Consider the following 24155-nt stretch of genomic DNA (forward strand, 5'->3'; position numbering starts at 1 on the left):
CACACCGCCTGGGGCAGGATCCGCTCCCCGCGGCTCAGCCGCGGCGGCGGCGACGGCGCTTCGACTCGGGCGGCGCCCCGGAATCGCCGTAGGCGGCGAGCAGGTCCACGACCGACGTGCCCTCGGTGTGCGCGCCCGCCTCGACCTGCCGGGTCGGGGTGCGGCGCTCCGAATCGTCGGACGCCTCCGGCTCGGGCCGCTGCGGGGCGGCCTGCTGAGCGGGCTGCGGCGCCGCGGAATCCGGCACCGCCGGCGGCCGGGCGACCTGGGGCTGCTCCGGGCGAGGCTGCTCCGGCGGCGGAGGCCCGGCAGGCGCCGGGTGCGCCACGGGGGCCGCCTGCTCCGGCTGGACCGGACGCAATCTGTCCGAAGTGGACTCCGGCCACGCGCCCTGCGTCCCCGACTGCGCCGGGCGCTGCTTGCGCGCCTCGGCCGCCTGCCGCGGAGCGGGCCTTCCCTGCTGCGGCCGGGACTTGCGCGGTTTCGACGGGCGCGGCGGCTGCTCCACCGGAGCCCGGTGCGGCGGCTGCTCGTGCGGCTCCGGATGCTCGACCTGCCCCTGGTAACCGGCCGGCAACTGCCTGCCACGCCCCTCCGGGTGCTGGATGATCCGCGGCTGCGCGCCCGTGTCACCGGAGGCGAACCGCGGCTGCTCACCCGTCGCGGGACGCTCCGGCAACGAACGCACCCGAGTGGACTCCGCCCGCAGCGCGACGCGCTCGAACAGCACATCCCCGCCGAGCATCTTCTCCAAGTTCTCCCGCAGCGCCCGCAATTCCGCCTTCAACGCCTGGATCTCGGCGTCCGACTCCGCCGCGGCCGTGCGACGCGCCTCCGCCTCCGCCGTCGCCTCGAACTCGCGGCGAGCGGCGATCTCCCGCTCCAACTCGATCTCGTAGACCCGCTGGCGCTCCGCCTCCCGCTCAGCGGCCTCCGACGCCTTCCCCCGCAACTTCGCGACGCCGAACGCGCCCAGCAACGCGGCCCACAACGCGGCCACCAGCCCCAGCTTGAGCACGCGGGAATCGTTGCTCAGCACCAGGATCGCGGTCGCGGCGGCGGCGAGGACCAAGGCGCCGACCCACAACACCGACGGACGCTGGTCAGCGGCTGCGGAACGGCCGGGGGCAGGCATGCCCCCACGGTACCCGGCCTTTACCGGATCGAGATCCGCAGGATGGTTGGGCTCCTTTTGCTCTGGTGGTCGGGTGGCGGAACCTCAGTGCCTTCCTCGCTGCGGGATCTTTTTCCCTAGTGGCTCCACCACGAGGGAAAAAGCTGTCCTCGCGAGGAAGGCACTGAGAACCCGCGGGTGGTCGGCTTTTCGACGTGGGCTATGTGCTTCGCACATACAGGCACGGCCTTTCGGCCGCGAGGCAGGCGTGGCTCTCGCCCGCCCACTGCACGGCTTCGCCGCGAAGCACGGCCTTTCGGCCGTAATGCAGGCTTTGCTTCGCCGCCTGAGGCAGGGCTTCGCCGCACGGCGCGGCCTTTGGTCGCGAGGCTGGCGTGGCTTGCTCGCTCTACTGCACGGCTTCGGCGCGAGGCGGGGGCTTGGTTCCGGTGCTCGGGGTTGGGGCGGTGGAGGTCGTTGTTCGCTTCGTGGGCGAAGGGTCAGTCTTCGTCTTCGTAGGGGTCTTCCGGGTCGTCGGGATTGCGGAGGCAGTGTTCTAGCCAGAGGCCTGCTGCGATCAGGGCGGCCGCGCTGATCAGGCCTATCAGGGAGGCGGTCATGTCTTCGCGGGCGGCCTGGACCGAGTCCTGGAGCGGGAGCAGGTGGCCGAGCAGGCCTGTCCACACGCCGCACATGATCGCGCCGGCCATCGAGGACGCCTTCGCCAAGGCGACGGCGCGGGCCGCGGGCAGCGCGTCGACCGGTTCCGTGCCGGGCTTGCGCTGGATGCGGGGGCGCAAGGTCAGCGCCAGCACCACGTCGACCACCGCGATCAGCAGCAGCGTCGCGCCCGCGGGCGCGGGCAACCGGGGCAGCGCGCCGTAGGCCGACCGGGCACCGACGTACGCCAAGGCCGCCGCGATCAAGGCGGCCACGACCAACTGCCGCGCCTGCGTGAACGTCATCCGATCCTGCTGCCGAGGTGCCACGATTCCAGCATCGCACTTCGCGGGAACCGGACGGCAAGGCACCGGCCGACGATCCGCTCGCGAAAAGGACTTGAGTCTCCCCCGACTGGAAGGCCGAAGGTCTCACTCGTGGACGACACGCAGCGCTACACGATCGGAGAGCTCTCCCGGCGCACCGGGCTGAGCGTGAAGACCATCCGGTTCTACTCCGACAGCGGCGTCGTGCCGCCCACCGACCGCACGCACTCCGGGTACCGGCTCTACGACGTGACAGCGATGGCGCGGCTGGAACTGGTGCGCACCTTGCGCGAGCTCGGAGCCGGGCTCGACGAAGTGCGCCGAGTCCTCGCCGAGGAGACCACGGTGCGGCGGCTCGCCGAAGCGCAACTGGACCTGCTGGAGGACCAGATGCGGTTGCTGCGAACCCGCCGCGCGGTGCTGCGGGCGGTCGTGCACCTGAACCGATCGACCGAAGAGGTGAAACTCATGCACAAGCTGGCGACCATGTCCGACGCGGAGCGCAACCGGATCATCGACGACTTCTGGGACGAGACCATCGGCGGGCTGGAGGTGAACGAGCAGTTCGCCGCTTGGATGCGGTCCGCGAAACCGGAGCTGCCGGACGACCCGAGCACCGAACAGGTCGAGGCGTGGATCGAACTCGCCGAACTCGTCGGCAACCCGGACTTCCGCGCCACGGTGCGGCGGCTGTGGGAGCAGCAGGCCGCGCAGCAGGGGGGCGGGGACGCCACCCCGGTGCAGACGAAGGAGGAGGCCGCGCGCTGGTGGACGCTGTTCGAAGACGTCGAGCGGGCCGAGGAGGCCGGGCACTCCCCGGATTCCGAGCGCGGCCGTGAACTGGCCGAGCACGCCGCCGAGCTCTGGGCGCGCCAGCAGGGCGCGACCGACGGTCCGGCCGCGCGCGCCGAGCTCGCGGACAGCTTCGGCGCGCCTTACGACGAGCGGCTGTCCCGGTACTGGGAACTGCTGGCGATCATCAACGAGTGGCCGCCGCACCCCACCACCGAACGGCAGGCGCACTGGCTCGCCGACGCCGTCCGCGCCACCCTGCCCTGATCGCGGCAGGGAACACGGCACCGATCCGGCTCGGGCGGAGCGGATTCCTGGGGGTGTCCGCGCCGGCCGGGCCGAACGGCCCGCTCGACCGACCGGTCGAGCGGGCCGTTGCGCCGGTTCAACTCAGGCGCAGGTCGTCTCGCCGGTGCACGGCGTCCAATTCCGCGGCGGGCAACGCCCGGACCAAGTCGCCCACCGGGCCGTGGCCCGGCAGCACCGCGTCAGGGTCCACCACCGACCACGGGATCAGCACCGTCGCCCGCGCGGGCGTGCCGGGATGCGGCAGCAGCAGCTCCGGGTCCTCGCTGCGCACGCCGTCCACGGTGACCACGTCCACGTCGAGCGTGCGCGGCCCCCAGCGGAGCTCCCGCACCCGCTCCGCCGCGCGCTCCAGCTCCTGGCCGCGGCGCAACCAGCCCCACTCGTCCACGTCGGCGGACGCCACGACCAGCACCGCGTTGAGGAAGTCCGGCTGGTCGGTGACGCCCCACGGCGCCGTCTCGTAGACCGGGGAGACCGCCACGACCGCGTCGCCGAACCCGTCCACCGCGGACCGCAAGTGCGCCAGCCGGTCGCCCAGGTTCGACCCCAGCGACAGCACCGCCCTGCTCATCGGCGCGCTCAGCCGTTCCGCGCCGCGCGCCGGGACCGGCGCATGGTGACCGCGACGTCCGCGAAGGTCAGCGGGATCGGCGCGGACGGCTTGTGGATCGTGACCTCGGCGGCGTGGGCGCGCTGATCGGTCATGATGCCGTCGGCGATCTCCGCGGCCACCGTCTCGATCAGGTCCCGCGACGGCCCGCTCACGACGTCCGCCGCGCGCTGGGCCAGCTCGCCGTAGTGCAGCGTCTGCGCCAAGTCGTCGTCGGCCGCCGCACCGGCCAGGTCCACCCACACCGTGATGTCGACCAGGAACTCCTGGCCGTCGCGCTTCTCGTGCTCGAACACGCCGTGGTTGCCGCGCACCCGCAACCCGGTCAACGTGATCCGGTCAGCCAACGGTCCCTCCGGTGTTCCACGCCGCGGTCACCGCGACCGCGTCCAGCGAACTGCGCACGTCGTGCACCCGCACCGCCCACGCGCCGCGGTCCGCGGCCAGCGCCGAGACCACCGCCGTCGCCGTCTCCCGGCCCGCCGGGGCGCGCGGAGTGCCGTCGCCGTCGGCCAGCAACCTGCCGAGGAACCGCTTCCGCGAGGCGCCCACCAGCACCGGGAAGCCCAATCCGACGAACTCGCCCAGCCGGTTCAGCAGCGCCCAGTCGTGCTCCCCGGTCTTCGCGAAGCCCAAGCCCGGATCGAGCACGATCGCGTCCTCCCGGACGCCCGCCCGCAACGCCGCGTCGACCTGGGCCAGCAGCTCCGAGCGCACGTCGGCGACCACGTCGCCGTACTCGGCCAGCGAATTCATGTCGCGGCTGTGGCCGCGCCAGTGCATCAGCACCCACGGCAGCCCGGTGTCCGCGGCGACCCGCGCCATGTCCGGATCGGCCAGCCCGCCGGACACGTCGTTGATCACCGAGGCGCCCGCTCCGGCGGTGGCCGCGGCGACCTCGGCGCGGGTGGTGTCCACGCTGACCGGCACCCCGCAATCGACCAGCTCCGCCACCACCGGCAGCACCCGCTCGATCTCGATCTCGGCCAGCACCCGGTCCGCGCCCGGCCGCGTCGACTCACCGCCCACGTCGATGATGTCCGCACCCGCCTCGAACATCTCGACGCCGTGCGCCACCGCGGCCTTGCGGTCCAGGTAGCGGCCACCGTCGGAGAACGAATCGGGCGTCACGTTCAGCACGCCCATCACCGCGCACCGGCCGGGCCGGGGAAGCAGCACGCTCATCACGAACCCCTGATCAACGACAACGCCTCGGCTCGGGACGAGGCGGAGCTGCGGAAGATACCGCGCACCGCGGAGGTCGTCGTGGTCGAACCCGCCTTGCGCACCCCGCGCATGCCCATGCACAGGTGCTCGGCGTCCACCACGACGATCACGCCGCGCGGCTCCAGCTTCCGCGCCAGGGCATCGGCGACCTGCGAAGTCAGCCGCTCCTGGACCTGCGGGCGCTTGGCGTAGAGGTCCACCAGCCGCGCCAGCTTCGACAGGCCGGTGACCCGGCCCTTCTCGTTCGGGATGTAGCCGATGTGCGCCACGCCGTGGAACGGCAGCAGGTGGTGCTCGCACTGGGAGTACATCGGGATGTCGCGGACCAGCACCAGCTCTTCGTGCGCCTCGTCGAAGGTGCGGTCGAGCACCTCGTCCGGGTCGGTGTAGAGCCCGGCGAACAGCTCCTGGTAGGCGCGGGCCACCCGGGCGGGCGTGTCCCGCAAGCCCTCCCGGTCCGGGTCCTCCCCCGCCGCGAGCAGCAGTTCGCGGACCGCCGCCGCCGCTCGTTCCTGGTCGAAAGCCGGTCGATCGAAACCGGTATCACCCGGCCGGGACTCGTCCCGTCCGGACTGCTCACCGAGATTGCTGATCACGTGTCGCTCCTCCACCGGCTCACACCGAACCGAGAAAGGGCACCGTCGACGTGCGACGGTGCCCCTTCTCGGTCTTGTCGCTCTCGGCGCGAGGCGGTCAGCGCCCGCCTTCGCCCTTGTCGTCTCCCCGCTGCTCCGATTCCGGAGCCTGCTGGGACTGCTGCGCGTCGGGCTGCTGGGCGCCGGACTGCTGGTCGGCACCCGCGTCCTGCCCCGACTGCGGCGTGCCCGGTGCCGCGGTGCCCGCTTGCGGGGCCTGCTGCGCACCGGCCGCGGGGTTCTGCTCCGCGGGCTGCTGCTGCGACCGCTCCCAGGACGGGACCCACTGCTGGTACGGCTGCTGACCGGCACCGCCCGGCGCCGTCGCCGGCGTCCAGCCGGGCGGGGCGCCGTAGTTCGGCGGCACGGCCTGCGGCTGGCCGTACTGGCCCTGCGGCTGGCCGTACTGCTGCTGGCCCTGCGGGTACTGCTGGCCCTGCTGCGGGTACTGGCCCTGCGGAGCCTGCTGCTGCCCCTGCGGGTGCGGGAACTGGACCGTGCCCTGCCCGCCCTGGGGCTGCTGGCCCTGGTTGTACTGACCCGCCGGGACGGCGCCCGCGGGCACCGAACCGTTCGGACCGGGAGCAGGGGCCTGCGGTGCCTGCGCCGGTTCGGGCGCGGGCGGGGGCCACGGCTCGCCGCGCTCGATGGCCAGCTCGCCCGGAGTCTTGATCGGCGGCTTCTCCGACGGGGTGCGCCCGCCGAAGTCGTTGAACGCCGTGATCCGGGGCCGCTTCTCGACCCTGGCGAAGATCCGCTCCAGGTCCTTGCGGACCAGCGTCTCCTTCTCCAGGACCTCCATCACGAGATCGTCGAGCACGTCGCGGTAGGTGTTGAGCACCTCCCACGCCTCGGTGTGCGCGGCCTCGATGAGCTTGCGCACCTCTTCGTCGATCTCGTGCGCGACCTCGTGCGAGTAGCTCGCCTGCTGCCCGGCGGAGCGGCCCAGGAACGGGTCGCCCTCCTCCTTGCCGTACTTGACGGCGCCGAGCCGAGCGGTCATGCCGTACTCGGTGACCATCGCGCGGGCGATCTTCGTGGCCTGCTCGATGTCGCTGGAGGCACCGGTGGTGGGCTCGTGGAACACGAGCTCCTCCGCGGACCGGCCGCCGAGCGCGAACACCAGGCGCCCGATCATCTCCGAGCGGGTCATCATGTCCTTGTCGTCCTCGGGGACGACGAGCGCGTGCCCACCGGTGCGGCCGCGCGGCAGGATCGTGAGCTTGTAGACGGGATCGACGTCCGGCATCGCCCAAGCGGCCAGCGCGTGCCCGCCCTCGTGATACGCGGTGATCTTCTTGTCCCGCTCCGAAATGATCTTGCTCTTGCGGCGCGGGCCGCCGACCACGCGGTCCACCGACTCCTCCAGAGCCGCACCCGTGATCAACTGACCGTTCTCGCGGGCCGTGAGCAGCGCGGCCTCGTTGACCACGTTCTCCAGGTCCGCGCCGGAGAACCCGACGGTCCGCTTGGCCAAACCGTCCATGTCGGCGTCCTGCGCCAACGGCTTGCCCTTCGAGTGCACGTCCAGGATCGCCTTGCGGCCGCGGATGTCCGGCGCCGACACGGGGATCTGCCGGTCGAAGCGGCCCGGGCGCAGCAGCGCCGGGTCCAGGATGTCCGGGCGGTTCGTCGCGGCGATCAGGATGATGCCGCCGCGCGAGTCGAACCCGTCCATCTCGACCAGCAGCTGGTTCAGCGTCTGCTCGCGCTCGTCGTGCCCGCCGCCGAGGCCGGCACCGCGCTGGCGGCCCACCGCGTCGATCTCGTCGACGAAGATGATGCACGGCGCGTTCTGCTTGGCCTGCTCGAACAGGTCGCGGACGCGGGAGGCGCCGACACCGACGAACATCTCCACGAAGTCCGAACCGGAGATCGAGTAGAACGGGACGCCGGCCTCACCGGCGACCGCGCGGGCCAGCAGCGTCTTGCCCGTACCGGGCGGACCGTAGAGCAGCACGCCCTTCGGGATCTTCGCGCCCAGCGCCTGGTAGCGGCCGGGGCTCTGCAGGAAGTCCTTGATCTCGTGGAGTTCCTCGACGGCCTCGTCGGCGCCGGCGACGTCGTTGAACAACGTCTTGGGCATGTCCTTGGTGAGTTGCTTCGCCTTGGACTTGCCGAAGTTCATCACCCGGTTCCCGCCGCCCTGGACGTTGTTCATCATCCACATGAGCAGCAGCACCAGCAGACCGATCGGCAGCAGATAGATCAACATCTGCGTCCAGAACGAGTCCTGGGTGACCTCGGTGTTCCACTTGTCGACGTTCGCCTGCCGGATGTCGTTGACCACCGCGTCGGTGGCGCCGGCAGGGTACTGCGCCATCAGCTGATTGCTGTTGGCGAAGCTCTGACCCTGTTTCAGGTTCAGCAGGACGCGTTGCTCTTTGTCCTGGATGGTCGCCTCGGCTACCTTGCCCTCGGAAATCTGCCGGAGAGCTTCGGAGGTCGAGACCTGCTGATAGGCCTTGGTCTCATCGAAGAGCACGCTGAGGCTCATTATCAGCGCTAACACCGCCAGGATCCAAAGCAGCGGGTTACGGAGCAGGCGCTTGAGGTCCATTCACTTGCGGCCGGCGGTCGGCCTCGACCCTCCCTGACTTCACTTCGGGCAACGGCACCGGTGAACGGCGCACGAACCGTCGCCGCCGTCAACCCCCTCGGACCAGCGTACCGGCCGCCGCGAGCGCGCCACCACGCCGAGCGTTGTGCAGGTCGACAAGCCTACCCCCGAACGGAACCGGACCTTTCCCACACCTGCTCCCAGCAGGCGCGCTCCTCACCGGCCGGAGGTGTACACCTTCGGATCGAGGGTGCCGATGTAGGGCAGATCACGGTAGCGCTCCGCGTAGTCGAGCCCGTAGCCCACGACGAACTCGTTCGGGATGTCGAACCCGACGTAGCGGACGGGCACGTCCACCTGCACGGCGTCCGGCTTGCGCAGCAGCGTGCACACCTCCAGCGAGGCGGGGTTGCGCGAAGCCAGGTTCTTCAGCAGCCAGGACAGCGTCAGGCCGGAGTCGATGATGTCCTCGACGATCAGCACGTGCCTGCCCGCGATGTCCCGGTCCAGGTCCTTGAGGATCCGCACCACTCCGGAGGACGAGGTCGACGAGCCGTACGAGCTCACCGCCATGAACTCGAGCTGCGTCGGTCGCGGCAACTCCCTGGCGAGGTCGGTCATGAACATGACCGCGCCCTTGAGCACGCCCACCAGCAGCAGATCGCCGCCTCTGGCGTCCTGGAAGTCCTCGGCGACCTGCTTGGCCAACTCGGCCGTCTTGTCCTGGATCTGCTGCTCGGTGATGAGCACTGAAGCGATGTCGCCGTCGTACACGGACCGGCTTCCCCTCTCGCTGTTGGGTGCACGTTCACCCGCCGCTCACCGGCCCGGCGGTTCCCCGTCCACCACGTTCCACCTGAAGCCTGCCATGCGCCCGGCGCAGCACAAAGCCGCCCGGCAGCGCACGAGGGCCCTGACCGCGCCACGCACCGGCCAGCGCGTCCGCCGCGCGGAGGTGGGCGTCGGAGAGCTCGGCGACCCCGCGCTCCAGCAACCACCCGCGCAGCACCCTGCGGCGCACCGCGGGCGGGTGCGCGGCCAAGGCCGCCGCATCCAGCTCCGCACCCCGTTCCACCTGCGCGCGAACGGTCGCGGCGACCTCGTCGAGGGCGTCGGCGTCCTCCCGCAGCTGGCGCGCGGTGCGGGCCAGCGCGCTCGCCACGCCGCCCTGCAGCACGTCCTCCAGCAGCGGCAGCACCTCTGTGCGCAACCGCACACGGGTGAACCGGCTCTCGCCGTTGTGCGGGTCCTGCCACGGACGCAGGCCGGCCTCGGCGCAGGCCCGCACCGTCGTGTCCCGCGAGACGCCGAGCAGCGGGCGCGCCCACGGCCGGTCCCACGGGCGCATGCCAGCGATGGAGCGGGCGCCGGAGCCGCGCCCGAGGCCGAGCAGCACGGTCTCCGCCTGGTCGTCGAGGGTGTGCCCGAGCAGCACGGCCGCCCCGGCGGGCCGGGCCCGGTCGAGCTCGGCGTACCGGGCTCGCCGCGCCGCCGCTTCCGGGCCGCCGGGGCCGGTCACCCGCGCCGCCAGCACCGCGACGTCGGCGAACCCGAGCCGCGCGAGCTGATCGGCGGCGCGCGCGGCGACCTCGGCGGAACCGTCCTGCAAGCCGTGGTCGACGACCCGGGCGCGGACCCGCAGCTCCTGCTTGCGGGCGCAGTGGGCGGTCGCGGCGGCGAGCGCGAGGGAATCCGCTCCGCCCGAGCAAGCCACCACCAGCGGCGCGTCCCGCACCTCGGCGGTGGCGGCGAGGAAACCCCGCACCGCGGAACGGACCTCGAGCATCGCGGGCCCCGCCTCGACGGGCGCGCGACGATCAGAAGCGGAGGTCACCGCCCCATTGTGGTCCCCGGCGGACGCGCACCGGGCGCTCGGTCCGCCGCTCGCCCCGAAGCGGAGCGGGCTTTCACCCGTGGACGCGGCGCAGCCAGGCGGCGGGGTCGGTGGTCTCGGCGCGGGTCGGCAGGTGCTCCGGTGAGGTCCACACCGCGTTGAACCCGTCCATGCCGACCTCCCGCACCACGTGCCGGGTGAACGCGGCGCCCTGCGCGTACTGGCGCATCTTCGCGTCCACGCCGAGCACGCTGCGCAGCAGCCGGTCCAGCAGGCCGCCGCCTTGGCGGCGTTCGGTGAACCGGCGGCGGATGGTCGCCACGCTGGGCACCACCTCCGGGCCCACCGCGTCCATCACGTGATCGGCGTGGCCTTCCAGCAGGGTCGACAGCGCCAGGATCCGATCGAGCGCGGCGCGCTGCCGGGGACCTTGCAGCAGCTCCACCAGGCCGAGCACGCCAGGACTGGACTGGGCGTCGGGCCCCGCCCGCACCCCGCGCACCGCGCCGGGCAGCCTGCTCAGCAGCTCACCGGGCGAGGAGTCCAGGTCGGACAGCAGCATGCCGAGGCTGTCGGCGAAGTGGTCCCGCAACCACGGCACCGCGTTGAACTGCAACCGGTGCGTCGACTCGTGCAGGCACACCCACATGGTGAAGTCGTCCGCGGGCACGTCCAGCGCCTGGCGGGCCGCGACGATGTTCGGCGCCACCAGCAGCAGCCGCCCCGGCCGGGTGCCCTGGTCGCTGGGCAGGAACGGGTCGTACTGCCCGAGGACCTTGGTGCCCAGGTACGACAGCACCAGCCCCGCTTGCACGCCCGCGCCGCGCACGCCGAGCCCGCCGAGCAGGTCGCTGCCGGTGGAACGGGAGTTCAGCGCGATACCGGTGAGCTCGGAGAGCCCGCGCGCCGCGGCCCGCACCCACTCGGTGCGGTCCACCACGTCGCCTTCGAGCACCGGCAGGTCCAAGCCGAGCCCGGTCAGCTCCCGCACGTGGGTCTCAGCGGCGACGCTCGCCCTGCGGAGCTCGCGCACCGCGTGCGCCGCCTCCGACCGGGAGACCTCGGGGCCGGTCTGCATCAACCGGCCCGCGGTGGCCGCGGCGAGGTCCCAGTCGAGCGTCCGCCGCGCTCCGTCCCGGCTGTTCGGTCGGGGCGGCAGCGTGGCGGATCGCGAAGTCACGAAACCGACCGTACTCCGGGTGAGCTGGGCCGCGACACCGCTGCGGCGGCGCGTCCGGTCAGCGGCATCCGCACTGCTGGATCGCGCCCGCGACCTCGTCGAGGGCGGGCCGGACCGAGTCCGGGGCGGCCGTGCTGTTGGACATCAGCGCGAACACGAGCAGCCTGCCGTCCTGGGTGAGGATCGTGCCGGAGAGGCTGTTCGCCCCGTCCAGCGTGCCCGTCTTCGCCCGGACCCAGCCGCGCCCGTCGCCATCGCCGTAGCGGTCGGCGAGGCTGCCCGAACCGCCCGCGACGGGCAGCCCGGTCAGCAGCGCCCGCAGCTTCGAGCTCCGCTGCGAGAGCCCGCCGTCGCGCTCGGGCGCGGTCGCGGTGGCCATCAGGTCCGCCAGCACCTTCGCCGGGATCCGGTCCTGGGTGGACAGGCCGCTGCCGTCGGACATCTGCACGCCGGTGAGGTCGACGTCGTTGCGCTGCAGCACTTCGCGCACGGCCTTCACCGAACCGGCGAAGGACGGCTCGTTGCCGGTCTTGATCGCGACCTCGCGGGCCAGCGCTTCGGCGAGCACGTTGTCCGAGTGGATCAGCGTGGTCTCCATCAGCTTGCGCATGGTCGGCGAGTCGACGGAACCCAGCGCCTGCGCGTTGTTCGGCGCCGTTCCCTCCGAGACCGCCGACGACGGCACCCCGAGCCGGGAGGCGAGCTCCTCGCCCGCCTTCGCCGCCGGCGAGAGGGTGCGCGTTCCGTAGTCGTCGGTCGGGTCCGCGCGACCTCCGTCGGCCATCACCGACTCCATCGGCGCCATGATCCCGGCCGGGATGTCCTCAGGCAGCCAGCCGGGAGCAGTCGACTCGCCCCGGTAGCGGCTGGTGTCGACCTGGATCGACGTGACCTGGCCGCCCGTCGCGGCCCGCACCTGCGCGGCGAGGTCGTCGAAGCGCGCCGCTCCCGGGTACACCGACTCCTCGCCCGCGGGCAGCGTCGTGAGGGTCGGGTCGCCGCCGCCGACGAGCACCACGCTGCCGGGCTCGGATCCGCGCACCACCTTGGTGGTGAACCGCGCGTCGTGGTCGAGCTCCAGCATCGCCGCGCTCATCGTGAGCAGCTTGCCGGTGGAGGCGGGCATCATCGGCCGGTTCTGGTCGCGTTCCCACAGGGTGCGCCCGGACTGCACGTCGACCACGGCGCCCGTGACGGGGGCGAGCACGGGGTTCGCCAGCGGCTCGCTCACTGCGGCCTCCACCCCGGACCGGCCGGGCTCGGGCGCGCTGGTGCCCACCGGGCGGATCGACGGGGCGAGCCGCACCGGCGCGGGAGCGTCGGCGAGCCGCGCGGCGTTGAGCCCGCTGATCAGCGCGGGCACCCCCACCGCGAGCCCCGCTCCGAGCACGACCACGGTCAGCACCGCCAGCAGCACCGTCGCCGGCTTGCGGCGCGGCGCGGGAGCGGCCGGGCGCTCGTCCTGGTGGTCGTGCTCGTCGTGGTCCTGCTCGGGTTCGGGCTGCGGTTCGATGCGCTGCGGCGTCGCCCGGTGCGCGTCCTGGTGCGGCTGCTGCTGGAAGGAAGCGGGCGCGGCGAAGTCCTGCGGCTGCGCGGGCGGCGGCGGGCTCGGCTGCTGCGGCGGCGCCGGTCGGGGCGGCGCGGGCCGGGCCTGGGCGGACTGCCGGGCCTGCGGCGCGGGAGGCGGGCCGGTGAAGTCGGGGCGGCGGAACTGCTGCGTCCGCTCCGCGTCCGACGGTCCCGGCACCGGAGGCCGCGCGGGCTGCGGCGGCGCCGGCGGGACGATCGGAATCCGGGTGGTCGGCGGGCCCGGGTCGAACGCCTGCGGTCGCTGCGGCCCGGGAGTCTGCGGGCCGGGCCGGTCGTCGGTGGCGGGGCCGTCGCCTTCGCGGAACGCCTGCGGCGACTCCGCGCGGCCGTCGGTCCGGCGGGAGTCCTCCGGCTGGCCCGCCTGCTCGCGGCGCCGGGTCTCCTGTTCGAGGTCGGCGAGGCTGAACCGCTGGGTGTCCTCGATCCGCCGGAACTGCTGGGTCTGCTCGACGGGCGCGGGGCCGATCGGGGTGCCGGCGTCCGCGGTGAACGCCGAGTCCACGGCGGGCGGCGGCTCGACGCGCGGCCGGGAATCGGTGGACGAGGGCGGCGACGCGGCGGCGTCCGCGGTGAACGCGGAGTCGTCGCCGTCGGACTCGGGTTCTTCGGGTTCCGCTTCGACGCGCGCCTGCTCGGCGGTGGGCCACTCGTCGCGGTCCGCGCGGCCGGTCTCGGCGGCGGTGTCCGGCGCCGGGCGGTCCCGCGGCGCGTCCTCGCGCTGGTCCTCGCGCCGCAGGTCGACGCGGGCGGTCGCGTCGGTGGCGGTGCCGAAGCGGCCGGTGGCGACGTCCGCGGTGGCGTCCCGCGACTCCTCGTCCGCGTCCCGGCGGTCGTCGACGTCCCGGCGGTCGTCGACGTCCCGGCGGTCGTCGACGTCGCGGCGGTCGTCGACGTCGGCGGTCGCGTCCCGCTCGGTCTCGACATCGTCGGTCGCGTCCCGGTCAGCCTCGGCGTCGGCGGGCGCATCGCGGTCGTCGACGTCAGCGGGGGCGTCCTGGTCGGCGTCGGAGGGCGCGTCCTGAGCCGCCTCGGTGGTGGTGCCGGTCGCCGAGTCCGCGGCCTCCGGCTCGGCGGCGGGCGCCGCCTCCTGCGCCGCGGTGTCGTCGCGGCGCTCGGTGTCCGGCCGGTGCTCCGCGATCGCCCGCCGGTCGAGGCGCTCGGTCGCGGGTCCCGCGTCACCGCGCGACTCGGTCTCGGTGACCGGCTCGGTCCGGGAGTCGCCGGTGGTCCGGGGCTCGTCCGGGGACACCGCCCGCTGCGGGCCGGTCGTCTCGACGTCGTCGGTCGGCTCGGCCTGCGCTGCCGTCGCGGTGTCCACGGCGGAAGCGCCGGGCGCCTCCGGTTCGGCGGCCGGTACCGGCCGCTGCGGCCCCGTGACCTCGACGTCCTCGACGCGATCGGCCGGGACCGCGGGCTGCGGGCCGGTGACTTCGGCGTCATCGAGGGCTTCCGGTGCTGCGCCGGTCCCATCGGCGGGAGCCTGCTCGGCGGGCTCAGCCACCGCGCTCTCGTCCGCAGCGGTCCCGAAGGTCGCGGTCCCGGAGGTCGCAGGCTCGGGTGCCGCGGTCTCAGAGGTCGCGATCTCAGGGGCTGGGGGCTCGGGTGCCGCGGTCCCGGACGCCGTGTCCTCGGTCTCGGGCGCCGCCGTCGCGGCGGACCCAGCGGCCGGAGTCTCGGCGGGCGTGGTCCCGGTCGACGTGGTCTGGGCGGCCGTGGTCTCGGTCGACGTGGTCTCGGTCGACGTGGTCCCGGTCGACGTGGTCCCGGTCGACGTGGTCTGGGCGGCCGTGGTCTCGGTCGCGGTGGTCTCTGGCCAGGCGCCCGCGCCGATCCAGCTCGGTCGGCCGGAGCCGCCGGGCCGCTCCGAATCGCCCTGGTCCGGCTCCTGCTCCGCCGCTTCCGGTGCGGGTGGCTCGTCCTGCGCGGCCGTCTCCGGCCGGGACGAGTCGTCGCCGACCTCCGACGAGGCCGCCGGTCGCTGATCATCGTGCGTCCGCCCGGGTTCCTGCTGGCCGGCGGAGCTCGCGTCCTCCGAGTCGCCGGTGGGCGCGGGCTCGTCCGAGTCCGTCGTCGACTCGGCTTCCGCCTCGGCGGGACGCTCCGCCTGCGCCGGTGCACCGGTCGCGTCGGTTCGGGTGCCGTCCTGGGCGGAGGCCTGGTCCTCCCCGGCGTCCGAGCCGGTGGTGGACGAGGTGTCGTCCGGGCCGGTCGTGCCCGAGTCCGCCGCGGTGGATGCCGCGCTCCCCGATTCCGAAGTCCCGGAGTCGGCAGCGGTCGCGTCCGAGGACTCCGCCTTCGAAGTCCCGTCCTCCCCAGCCGTCGAGTCCGCGTTCTCCGGCTCACCGGCAGCGGAATCGGACTTCTCGGATGCGGAGGAATCGGTGGCAGCGGCGTCGGAGGTCTCCGATTCGTCCTTCGAACCCCCGGTGCCCTGCCCTGCCGAATCCCGGGTCTCCGCGGTCTCCGCGCCCGAGATCATTCCCGTGACCCGGGACCCCGTGGTCTGCCAGCCGGAGAAGTCGTGCGCGGCGGCCTGCCGCCCGGCGTTCGGCTCGACCGAGCCGACGAAGCCCACCGCTCGGGCCACCGGCGCGGTGCCCGGCGTGCTCGGCGCGTCCTCGTCGAGGGTGCCGCGCACCGTCGACCCGCTGCTCATCGCCGCAGCCGTGTCCGAGCTCGCGTCCGACGAGTCGTCGCGCTGCTCGGCCACGCTCGACGAGCCCTGCTCAGCGGATTCCCCACCTGACGCGGCGTCCTCGTCCTGCGCCCGCGCGGCGCCCTCGGCCGCCACCGAGTACGCAGGCCGTCCGTCCGGCTCCGCGGAACCGCCCTCGGTCGTGCTCTCATCCGGCCGTTCCTCGGGCTCGGCGTCACCGCTGCCGACCGCACCCGCGGCCCCAGCCTCCGAATCGCCCTCGGCCTGGTCGTCGTCCGGAGTCGCGGAACGACTCGTCCCGGACTCGGCCGCGGAACCACCGGCCGTCGATCCGCCGGAACCGGCACCGCTCGCACCGGAATCGCCGGGCGAACCGGCCCGCTCGACACCAACGGGCTCGGCTTCCTCAGCGCCGGAACCACCGTCCCCGGATCCAGCCGCCCCGGTCTCAGCATCCCCAGCTCGCGATTCGTCCGCGGAATTCGACGGTTCCACCGCGGTCTCGTCGGCCTGCTTCGAAGACGACCGCCCGGAATCCCGATCGCCGTCCGCCCGATCGGCCTTCTCGTCCTGGTCGATCCGGACCGTGCCCGTGATCGAGGCCCGCGCGGACGCCTTCTCGGTGTTCCCGCCGGTCGACGTGGTCTCGGCACCGGACGCTTCAGTGTTCACCGGCTGTTCATCGCCGGAAGAGGCCGACTCGTTCCGCTCGCCCCCGGCGGAAGCACCCGCCGCCTCAGCGGTCGTCCCCTGGTCCTCCACCGGAAAGCCGGGATCGTCGCCCGCGGACTCCTCCGCCTGGTGCTCCGTCGGCCAAGGCTGCTCATCAGCACGCGCGCGATCCCGCTCGGGATGCTCGGCGTCCGCGCTCCGCCCCTGCTCATCGCCCTGCGAACCCGCCGTTGAGGCGGCCGCTTCCGTGGCGGGCTGCTCGGTGGCGTCGGGCTCGGACACCTCACCCCTGAGGCTGTGGGGTTCGGGCACGGGCTTCCTCCTCGACGGTTCGCAAGACTGCCAGATGCGAGCTGCCGCACTGCGGTGGGGCTCGGCGCGCGGCCGTGGTCCACACTAGACGTGGTCGTGCCGCATCACGGGCGGCCACTCCGACGTGTGAGCCTGCCGCTCGACCTCGGGTGACGCCGTGCGGTGAACGACGAAATCATCGCAGGTCAGGACACTGACGATGTACGGGACCGGGATGCGGGACCGGCCTGGCAACGGCGGCCGGACGGTCGGGCACAGTCTCGACGAGCAAGCTGGCGAGAACGAGTGAGGAACCGCGTGGACTTCGACGTCACCATCGAGATCCCCAAGGGGAACCGGAACAAGTACGAGGTGGACCACAAATCCGGCCGGATCCGGCTGGACCGGACGTTGTTCACCGCCACCCAGTACCCCGCCGACTACGGCTTCGTCGAGGACACCCTCGGCGAAGACGGCGACCCGCTGGACGCCCTGGTGCTGGTGCAGGAGCCCACCTTCCCGGGATGCCTGATCACCGCGCGCGCGGTCGGCATGTTCCGGATGCGCGACGAGAAGGGCGGCGACGACAAGGTCATCTGCGTCCCGTCGGACGACCCGCGCCAGGAGCACCTGCGCGACATCCACCACCTGGCGGAGTTCTACCGCCTGGAGATCCAGCACTTCTTCGAGGTGTACAAGGACCTGGAGCCCGGCAAGAGCGTCGAAGGCGCCACCTGGGTCGGTCGCACCGAAGCCGAGGCGGAGATCAAGCGCTCCTACGAACGAGCCAAGGAACAGGGCCACTGAGACCCGGATCTTCCTTGGAACGGCCTGCTTAGCGGGTCGCTCAGCGGAACCTCAGCGGCTTCCTCGCTGCGGGATCTTTTTTCCAAGTGGCTCCGCCACGAGGAAAAAAGCTGTCCTCGCGAGGAACCCGCTGAGAACCCGCCGGTGGTCGGCTTGCTCTAGCCGGTCACTGCTCAGCGGCTTCGCCGCTGACAGGACGAGGATCAGAAGATTGCACCGAAGGCCCTTCCCGGATCGGGGAGGGCCTTCGTCGTGGGGTCAGCGGGGTTGGTGGCCGAGGGCGGTGGAGACGTCCATGGCGGCGGCGCGGACTCGGTCGCCGAACTCGCGCAACCGGGTCATGTCGTGCTCCAGGGCGAGCGTCGAGACGCTTACTCCGCCGACGACGGCACCGGAGTGGTCGCGCACGCAGGCGCCGGTGCAGCGCACGCCGAGCTCGTTCTCCCCGTCGTCGAGCGCGTACCCGGCGGCCCGGACCTCGTCGAGCTGCGCGTGCAGCTCGCGCTGGGTGGTCAGCGAGTTCGCGGTGCGCGCGGGCAGGTCACCGGCACCGATGAGCTCCCCGACGGCGTCGGCGGGCAGTTCCGCCAGCACCGCTTTGCCGATGGCGCTGGTGTGCCACGGCAAGTGCATGCCGATCCGCGAGCCCATCCGGTACGGCTTGTCCGGCTCGACCTTGTGCACGTACAGCAGCTCACCGCCGAAACGCATCGCGAAGTGCACGGTGCAGCCGGTGTCGTCGCGCAGCCGCACCAGCGCCGGATCGGCCTGCGCGGCCGGATCGAAGCGGTAGAGCACCTTTCCCGCCAGCGCGAGCACCCGGTCCCCGGTGCGGTAGCCGGTGTCGTCGCTGTGCGCGAAACCGGTCTCCACCAGCACCTGCAGCAGCCGGTGCACGGTCGACTTGGGCAGGCCGGTGGCGGCGGCGAGCTCGGTGACGCGGCCGTGGTCGGCGAGCGCTTCGAGCACGCGCAGCGCCTTGCGGACCGCGCCCGGCCCTTCGGTGGTGCTGGTCACCGGGCCATCCAACCACCGTCGACGACGAGGACGTGCCCGTTGACGTAGTTCGACGCGTCCGAGGCCAGGAACACCGCGGCCCCGGTGAGGTCGTCCGGTTCGCCCCAGCGCCCGGCGGGGATGCGTCCGCGCAGCTCCGGCTCGCGCTGCTCGTCGGCCTGCAGCACGGCGGTCTGATCGGTCCGGATGTAGCCGGGCGCGATGGCGTTGACCTGCACCCCGCTCGACGCCCACTCGTTGGCGAGCGCCTTGGTGAGCCCGGTGACCGCGTGCTTGGCCGCCGCGTACGCGGGCACCCGGACGCCGCCTTGGAACGACAGCAGCGAAGCGATGTTGATGATCTTCCCGTGCCCGCGGGCCAGCATCCGCTCCCCGGCGAGCCTGCTGAGCAGGAACACCGCGTCGAGGTCCACGTCGAGCACTCGCCGCCAATCCGCGTAGGACACCTCGGCGGCGGGTTCCCGGTGGATGATCCCGGCGTTGTTGACCAGCACGTCGACCTGCCGCTCGGCGAACGCCGCGCGCAGCCGCTGCTCGGCCGCCGCCGGGTCCGCGAGGTCGACGCCGACGGCCTCGGCCTCGGCACCGCGCCGGCGCACCTGCTCGGTCACCTCGTCGAGCGTGCCCTCGCGCCCCAGCAGGACCAGACCGGCACCGGCTCCGGCGAGTCCTAGGGCGATCGCCCGGCCGATCCCGGTGCGCGCACCCGTGACGAGCGCGGTCCGCCCGCGCAGCGAGAACAGTTCAGCGCTCATGCCCACCCCTACCGCAGTTCCGCGACGGCCACGTGGTCCATGTCGTCGAACGACTGGTTCTCCCCGGCCATCGCCCACACGAAACCGTACCGGTGCGTACCGGCTCCACTGTGGACGGACCAGCTGGGCGAGATCACCGCCTGCTCGTCGCCCACCACCAGGTGCCGGGTCTCGCCGGGCTCGCCCAGCAGGTGCAGCACCCGGTGCTCGGCGGGCAGGTCGAAGTACAGGTAGCACTCGGTGCGCCGGTCGTGGGTGTGGGCGGGCATGGTGTTCCAGACGCTGCCCTCGGCGAGTTCGGTGACGCCCATGACCAGCTGGTCCGAGGCGATTCCCGCCGGGTGCACGTACTTGCGCAGCTCGCGCACGTTCGCGGTGACCTGCGCGCCGAGCCGCGCGGGTTCGGTGTCGGCGTGCCGCGCGACCCGCGTCGGATGCGCCGCGTGCGCGGGAGCGGAGACCAGGTAGAACCGCGTGCCGTCGCCGCGGAACGCCACCTCGCGGGTGCCTGCTCCGACGTACAGGCAGTCGCGGTGCTCCAGGCGGTGCTCGGTGCCGTCGGCGATGACGGTGCCCGGCCCGCCGAGCGCGATCACGCCGAGTTCGCGGCGCTCGCAGAAGAACTCGCCGCGCAGCGCGGGTTCCGCGGTCAGCTCCAGCACCTGCCCCGGCCCGGGAACGGCACCGCCGAGCACCACCCGGTCCTGGTGCGAGTGCACGGTGCGGATCTCGCCGGGCGCGAACAGGTCGGGCACCAGGTAGTGGGCGCGCAGCGCGTCGGTGTCGAAGCCGGGCACCTGGTCGGGGTGCGTGGCGTGCCGGTTCTCCATGCGGAGCCTCCTCGTTCAGGACCGGGCGGACCGGCCGTTCGCCGGGAATTGGGCCGGGCGGCCGATAGCCAGTCGACGGTGATCGGGGTCACCATGGCCGTCACCGAATATGGAACCCCGTTCTGCTTTTCGGAACAACCCGCCGTTCGGCGGGTCTGTGGAGGTCACCGTGCCGCCCTACCACCAGAGCCCCGATCCCACCGGCTCCCTGCTGCTGTCCGCGCTGCTCGCGCTGCTGCCCCTGGTCACGCTGCTGTTCCTGCTCGGCGGACTGCGTTGGAAAGCGCACTGGGCCGGGCTGGCGACCCTCGGCGTGGCGCTCGTCGTCGCCGTCGCGGGCTACGACATGCCACCGCTGCTCGCGCTCGACGCCGGGCTGTACGGCATGGCGCAGAGCCTGCTGCTCATCCTCTGGCTCACCTTCAACGCCATCTGGATCTACAACCTGACCGTGCACAGTGGACACTTCGCGGTGCTGCGCCGGGCGTTCGGCACGCTCGGCGAGGACATCCGGGTGCAGTCCATCGTCATCGCCTTCTGCTTCGGCGCACTGCTCGAAGCGCTCGCCGGCGGCGGCGGACCGGTCGCGATCTGCGCGGTCATGCTCATCGCGCTCGGCGTCTCCCCGCTCAAGGCCGCCGCGCTGGCGCTGGTCGCCGACACCGCGCCCGTCGCGTTCGGCGGCATGGGCAACCCGATCACCGTGCTCGGCGAGGTCACCGGCCTGCCCGCCGCGGAATTCGGCGCGGTCGCCGGGCGCCAGGTATCGGTGCTCGCCGTCGTCGTCCCGTTCGTGCTGCTGCTCGTCGCCGACGGGCGCCGCGGCGTGCGGCAGGCGTGGCCCGCCGCGCTGGTCGGCGGGATCTCGTTCGCCGCAGCGCAATTCCTCACCTCGAACTACCTGTCGTACCAGCTCGCGGACATCGTGGCGGCGATCGTGTCCGCCGGTGCGATCCTGCTGCTGCTCCGGGTGTGGCGCCCCGGCGAACCGGTCACGGCGGCGCTGCTCCCCGACGACCGGGACGCAGACGCGTCCGGCGCTCCGGCGCCCACCGAACCCGCGGCGCTCACCACGACCGCCCGCCCGCAGGCCGAAACGTCCGCGCCCGCAACGGATTCCCGCGCCGAAACGCTGCGCGCCTTCGCCCCCTACGCGATCATCGTGCTGGTCTTCGCGCTCGCGCAGTTCGACTCCGTGAAAGCACCGCTGAAAACGCTGACCTGGAGCTTCGACTGGCCCGGTCTCACCGTGCTCACGGCCGCCGGCACTCCCGTGGACACCGAGTACGAGTTCGCCATCGGCTCCGCCACCGGGACCCTGCTCCTGCTGTCCGGCCTGCTGGCGCTGCCGTTCCTGCGGGTGCGCCCGAAGGACGCCGTGCTCGTCTACGGCCGGACGCTGCGGCAGTTCGGCTGGGCCATCCTCGCGATCCTCGCCGTGTTCGCGCTGTCCTACGTGATGAACCTGTCCGGGCAGATCACCACGCTCGGCGTCTGGCTCGCGGGCACCGGGGCGTTCTTCGCGTTCCTCTCGCCCGTCGTGGGCTGGTTCGGCGTCACCATCACCGGCACCGACGCGGGTGCGAACGCGCTGTTCGGCGGCCTGCAGACCACCGCCGCCCAGCAGATCGGCGCGGACCCGGTGCTGCTGGGCGCGGCGAACTCCTCCGGCGGCGTGATGGCGAAGATGATCTCGCCGCAGAACCTGGCGATCGGCACCGCGGCGGTGGGACTGGTCGGACGCGAAGGCGAGCTGTTCCGCCGCGTCTTCGGCTGGAGCCTCCTGCTCCTGCTCCTCATGTGCACCCTGGTCTACCTGCAGTCGACCCCGGTACTGAGCTGGATGCTCCCTTGAGCGCCTGCCCTTGATCTCGACCTGCGCAGGGGGCGGGTGGCGGGTTCTCAGTGGCTTCGCCGCTGACAAGACAACGACAAATACCCCCGCTCACCTGGAAAAGACACGGGCGCCGAGAACGAGCCTGAGGGGAGTGAACGGACTGTTCGTCCGGTCTGATCGGACGAACGGTCCGTTCACTCCGCGCTCCACCCTGCCGTCGGCGGCGTCCTCCCCCAATTCGGGGTAGGGGGACGACACCGCCGCACCGCAGATCATCGTCGCCGCGCGGTGATCTCGCCGGATCACTGCTGCCGGCGCGGCACCGCGGCGACGAGCACGCCGCCGAGCAGCAGCAGACCGGTTCCGGTCCAGAACAGCGGAATCGTGTAGTACGCGCCGCTCGTCTTCGCCAGCGGCGGGGCGGCGGCACCCTGCGCGGGCGGCGCCGGTGCGGGCTGCTGCTGCGCGGGAACCTCGCACACCACGCCGCCTTCCGGCGCTCCCGCCCGAGCCGTCTGCTCGCCGAAGGTCACGTGGGCCAGCGCCGCGTCGGGCATGCCGAGCGCGGTCCCGGGCAGCAGCTTCAGGTCGAACAACCGCGCACCCGCCCGCATTTCGGTGCCCTGCGCCTCCTCGGTGAGTTCACCGATGCTCAGCCGCAGCACGCCGATGTCGAGCACGCGCTCGTTGAGCGCGGGCCCCACGACCGGCAGCTCGCCGGGCGCGCCCGGCAGCCCGATCGGCAGGTCCGCCGTCGGATTCGCCGCGTCGATCACCACGAGCTCCCGGCCGCCCTGCGACACCCGCAGCACCGGAGCCTCGTAATCCACAGTGGACGTTTCGGGGTCGCCCGTGGCGGTGACCGTCAACTTCGGCTCGCTCACCACGTCCACGCGCAGTTCCTGCGGAGTGCCCGACAGCAGCCGCACGCTCGCCAGCTGCATCGCCGACGTCGCCCGCACCGCCTTGCCCGCCGAACCCGGCACGTCGACGAGTTCGATGCGGGACTGCGCGCGCACCGCGTCCGGCACGTTCAGCAACGATCCCGCGCCCGATTCCGTCGGCGCACCACCGGAAAGCAGCCCGCCGAGCCGCGCGAGCGACCCCGGCATCTCCCCGGCGAGCGCCGCCTCCGGGGCGTCCCGCTGCTCCGCGGGCAGCAGCTCGGAGACCTGTTGCGGCCCGTCCGGCAACGCGGGCAGCACGTTCACCGCGGACAGGCTCCCCAGCGAACTGCTCGCCTCCGAGATCGGCGACACGCACGGACCGAGCCGGTCGTCCCACCGCGCGTGCGCGCTCCCCTCCAGCAGACCGAGCTTCACCAGCGCATCAGCGGGCGACGCGGGCGGCCGCACCCCGGTCACCGTCGGCTCCGCGTGGTCCGGCACCGCCGTCTGCACCACCGACGCACCCGGAACCTGCGGCGAATACCCGCCGATCGCGGCACCGAACGGCGCGGCCTCGGCGGTCGCCCGCTCGTGCGCCAGGTACGCGCCGGAGTCGGCCTTCGACTTCGCCAACCCCAGGCCGAGCTCGATCAGCGACTGCTTGCGCAACGCGTCCTCGTAGGCCGGATCGTCGAAGATGCTCTCCCCCGGAACCGTTCCCGGCAGCACCCGCACCACGCCGATCCCGGTGCCCACCTCCGCGGAGATCGGCCCCGGCTGCACCGGCACCTCCAGCGCGGGTGGCTGATCCGGGTCCACCGGCGTCGGCACCGGGGTGGTCTGCGCGAACGCGGCGGGCATCCCCAACCCTGCGACGGCCAGCGACACCGTCGTCACCGCGGTGAAACGACGCAGCGGTCGAACTGATCGCATCCGTATGCCCTCCATCGGCACATCGGTGACGAGCGTCACCGCACATATCAACGACGGCCCCCCGTCCAGGTGACGCTGATCTTCGCCGCAACCGGTGACGCCGCACACCGGCAACCCCTCCGCCGGACGCCCCCACCGGACCCGCTACACTCGTCCCCGCAACGCCGCCTTAGCTCAGTCGGCCAGAGCGACGCACTCGTAATGCGTAGGTCAAGGGTTCGATTCCCTTAGGCGGCTCGCTGAGAAGACCGCAGGTTCACTCCGGTGACCTGCGGTCTTTCTCGTTCGGCACCCGCATCCGCGGTGAGGGCCGCTCGCCGCCGGGCCCATCCGAACATCATCCGCGCACCGGGCCGCGCTCGATTCCGGAGAACCCGAATCACACCCGGAACCACTCGGGGAATTTCGAACGCCTTCCCGCGGGGCGACCGGCCACTACCGCGCGCGCAACCACCCGACGATTTCCGGAACGACACCGAAGTACCGAACTGAACTGCTGCAACGCCGTTCTGACCCGAAAATCGCGACACCTCGGAACCAGCCGGAGACCACAATTTTCCCGAGTTTCGAACTCCGCCGTCCGATCGCCCATCCACGCATTTCGAAAATCGATTCGCGGCACCGTTCGCACAC

18 protein-coding genes and 1 tRNA gene are annotated in these 24155 nt (G+C 72.6%); 4 read left to right on the plus strand and 15 right to left on the minus strand.

The genetic code is table 11. From position 1 onward, the window contains the following. Window positions 1-34 precede the first annotated feature (34 nt). Together BJ969_RS26640 and BJ969_RS26645 are read right to left on the minus strand one after the other, a co-directional pair. Complete coding sequence (locus tag BJ969_RS26640; protein ID WP_246457103.1) at window positions 35-1135, minus strand: DUF6779 domain-containing protein; 1101 nt, start codon at window positions 1133-1135, stop codon at window positions 35-37. Between the two features lie 479 nt (window positions 1136-1614). Beyond that, window positions 1615-2079 carry a DUF3180 domain-containing protein gene (locus BJ969_RS26645; protein WP_184483523.1) on the minus strand — a complete coding sequence of 155 codons (465 nt, stop codon included), beginning with the start codon at window positions 2077-2079 and terminating at the stop codon, window positions 1615-1617. A gap of 132 nt (window positions 2080-2211) precedes the next feature. Between BJ969_RS26645 and BJ969_RS26650 the strand changes: the two genes are divergently transcribed. Further along, window positions 2212-3159: a MerR family transcriptional regulator gene (locus BJ969_RS26650; protein WP_184483525.1), complete on the plus strand. Its 948-nt coding sequence runs from the start codon at window positions 2212-2214 to the stop codon at window positions 3157-3159. Window positions 3160-3277: 118 nt separating this feature from the next. Here the strand turns inward: BJ969_RS26650 and folK are convergent, their stop codons facing one another. The 9 genes from folK to dacB form a co-directional block, all read right to left on the minus strand. Further along, on the minus strand, window positions 3278-3772 hold the full coding sequence (gene folK, locus BJ969_RS26655; protein ID WP_184483527.1) for a 2-amino-4-hydroxy-6-hydroxymethyldihydropteridine diphosphokinase: 495 nt from the start codon (window positions 3770-3772) through the stop codon (window positions 3278-3280). Between the two features lie 8 nt (window positions 3773-3780). Further along, the gene (gene folB, locus BJ969_RS26660) at window positions 3781-4158 is read right to left on the minus strand and encodes a dihydroneopterin aldolase (protein ID WP_184483529.1); all 378 of its coding nucleotides are present in this window, start codon (window positions 4156-4158) and stop codon (window positions 3781-3783) included. After that, entirely contained in the window at window positions 4151-4996 is an 846-nt protein-coding gene (gene folP / locus BJ969_RS26665; protein WP_184483531.1) for a dihydropteroate synthase, read from the minus strand. The genes folB and folP overlap by 8 nt, the downstream gene beginning before the upstream one ends. Further along, window positions 4996-5631, minus strand: a complete 636-nt coding sequence (gene folE, locus BJ969_RS26670; RefSeq protein ID WP_184485848.1) for a GTP cyclohydrolase I FolE — start codon at window positions 5629-5631, stop codon at window positions 4996-4998. Before folE ends, folP begins: the two co-directional genes overlap by 1 nt. Window positions 5632-5731: 100 nt before the next feature. After that, on the minus strand, window positions 5732-8233 hold the full coding sequence (ftsH, locus tag BJ969_RS26675; RefSeq protein ID WP_184483533.1) for an ATP-dependent zinc metalloprotease FtsH: 2502 nt from the start codon (window positions 8231-8233) through the stop codon (window positions 5732-5734). A 216-nt stretch (window positions 8234-8449) separates the two neighbouring features. After that, entirely contained in the window at window positions 8450-9007 is a 558-nt protein-coding gene (gene hpt / locus BJ969_RS26680; protein WP_184483535.1) for a hypoxanthine phosphoribosyltransferase, read from the minus strand. A gap of 34 nt (window positions 9008-9041) precedes the next feature. Then, a complete protein-coding gene (gene tilS / locus BJ969_RS26685; RefSeq protein WP_184485861.1) occupies window positions 9042-10019 on the minus strand; it encodes a tRNA lysidine(34) synthetase TilS in 978 nt (325 codons plus the stop codon). Window positions 10020-10140: 121 nt separating this feature from the next. After that, window positions 10141-11247, minus strand: a complete 1107-nt coding sequence (locus BJ969_RS26690) for a zinc-dependent metalloprotease (RefSeq protein ID WP_184483537.1) — start codon at window positions 11245-11247, stop codon at window positions 10141-10143. 58 nt (window positions 11248-11305) lie between these two features. Continuing rightward, complete coding sequence (gene dacB / locus BJ969_RS30695) at window positions 11306-16477, minus strand: D-alanyl-D-alanine carboxypeptidase/D-alanyl-D-alanine endopeptidase (RefSeq protein WP_184483539.1); 5172 nt, start codon at window positions 16475-16477, stop codon at window positions 11306-11308. Window positions 16478-16774: 297 nt separating this feature from the next. On the opposite strand from dacB, the gene BJ969_RS26700 reads away from it, so the two are divergent. Continuing rightward, a complete protein-coding gene (locus BJ969_RS26700; protein WP_184483541.1) occupies window positions 16775-17263 on the plus strand; it encodes an inorganic diphosphatase in 489 nt (162 codons plus the stop codon). Window positions 17264-17521: 258 nt separating this feature from the next. Here the strand turns inward: BJ969_RS26700 and BJ969_RS26705 are convergent, their stop codons facing one another. Genes BJ969_RS26705 through kduI form a run of 3 tightly spaced genes read right to left on the minus strand, consistent with a single transcriptional unit; the run spans window position 17522 to window position 19865 of the window. After that, entirely contained in the window at window positions 17522-18280 is a 759-nt protein-coding gene (locus BJ969_RS26705; RefSeq protein WP_184483543.1) for an IclR family transcriptional regulator domain-containing protein, read from the minus strand. Continuing rightward, on the minus strand, window positions 18277-19035 hold the full coding sequence (locus tag BJ969_RS26710; protein ID WP_184483545.1) for an SDR family oxidoreductase: 759 nt from the start codon (window positions 19033-19035) through the stop codon (window positions 18277-18279). The genes BJ969_RS26705 and BJ969_RS26710 overlap by 4 nt, the downstream gene beginning before the upstream one ends. Window positions 19036-19043: 8 nt before the next feature. Further along, complete coding sequence (kduI, locus tag BJ969_RS26715; protein WP_184483547.1) at window positions 19044-19865, minus strand: 5-dehydro-4-deoxy-D-glucuronate isomerase; 822 nt, start codon at window positions 19863-19865, stop codon at window positions 19044-19046. Between the two features lie 169 nt (window positions 19866-20034). Between kduI and BJ969_RS26720 the strand changes: the two genes are divergently transcribed. Beyond that, window positions 20035-21720: an L-lactate permease gene (locus tag BJ969_RS26720; RefSeq protein ID WP_343071607.1), complete on the plus strand. Its 1686-nt coding sequence runs from the start codon at window positions 20035-20037 to the stop codon at window positions 21718-21720. Window positions 21721-22004: 284 nt separating this feature from the next. Here BJ969_RS26720 and BJ969_RS26725 read toward each other — a convergent pair whose 3' ends face one another. Beyond that, window positions 22005-23522 carry a hypothetical protein gene (locus BJ969_RS26725; RefSeq protein ID WP_184483551.1) on the minus strand — a complete coding sequence of 506 codons (1518 nt, stop codon included), beginning with the start codon at window positions 23520-23522 and terminating at the stop codon, window positions 22005-22007. A gap of 163 nt (window positions 23523-23685) precedes the next feature. Here BJ969_RS26725 and BJ969_RS26730 point away from each other — a divergent pair. Beyond that, a tRNA-Thr gene (locus tag BJ969_RS26730) sits at window positions 23686-23759 on the plus strand. The last annotated feature ends 396 nt before the right edge of the window (window positions 23760-24155 follow it).

Origin of the sequence: Saccharopolyspora gloriosae (assembly GCF_014203325.1) — a bacterium.
Lineage (GTDB): Bacteria > Actinomycetota > Actinomycetes > Mycobacteriales > Pseudonocardiaceae > Saccharopolyspora_C > Saccharopolyspora_C gloriosae.

Coding starts and splice junctions, on each gene's coding strand:
- BJ969_RS26640 (WP_246457103.1), bottom strand. CDS start 1,135: ATGCCTGCCCCCGGCCGTTCCGCAGCCGCTGACCAGCGTCCGTCGGTG.
- BJ969_RS26645 (WP_184483523.1), bottom strand. CDS start 2,079: ATGACGTTCACGCAGGCGCGGCAGTTGGTCGTGGCCGCCTTGATCGCG.
- folK (WP_184483527.1), bottom strand. CDS start 3,772: ATGAGCAGGGCGGTGCTGTCGCTGGGGTCGAACCTGGGCGACCGGCTG.
- folP (WP_184483531.1), bottom strand. CDS start 4,996: ATGAGCGTGCTGCTTCCCCGGCCCGGCCGGTGCGCGGTGATGGGCGTG.
- ftsH (WP_184483533.1), bottom strand. CDS start 8,233: ATGGACCTCAAGCGCCTGCTCCGTAACCCGCTGCTTTGGATCCTGGCG.
- tilS (WP_184485861.1), bottom strand. CDS start 10,019: ATGCTCGAGGTCCGTTCCGCGGTGCGGGGTTTCCTCGCCGCCACCGCC.
- BJ969_RS26710 (WP_184483545.1), bottom strand. CDS start 19,035: ATGAGCGCTGAACTGTTCTCGCTGCGCGGGCGGACCGCGCTCGTCACG.
- kduI (WP_184483547.1), bottom strand. CDS start 19,865: ATGGAGAACCGGCACGCCACGCACCCCGACCAGGTGCCCGGCTTCGAC.
- BJ969_RS26725 (WP_184483551.1), bottom strand. CDS start 23,522: ATGCGATCAGTTCGACCGCTGCGTCGTTTCACCGCGGTGACGACGGTG.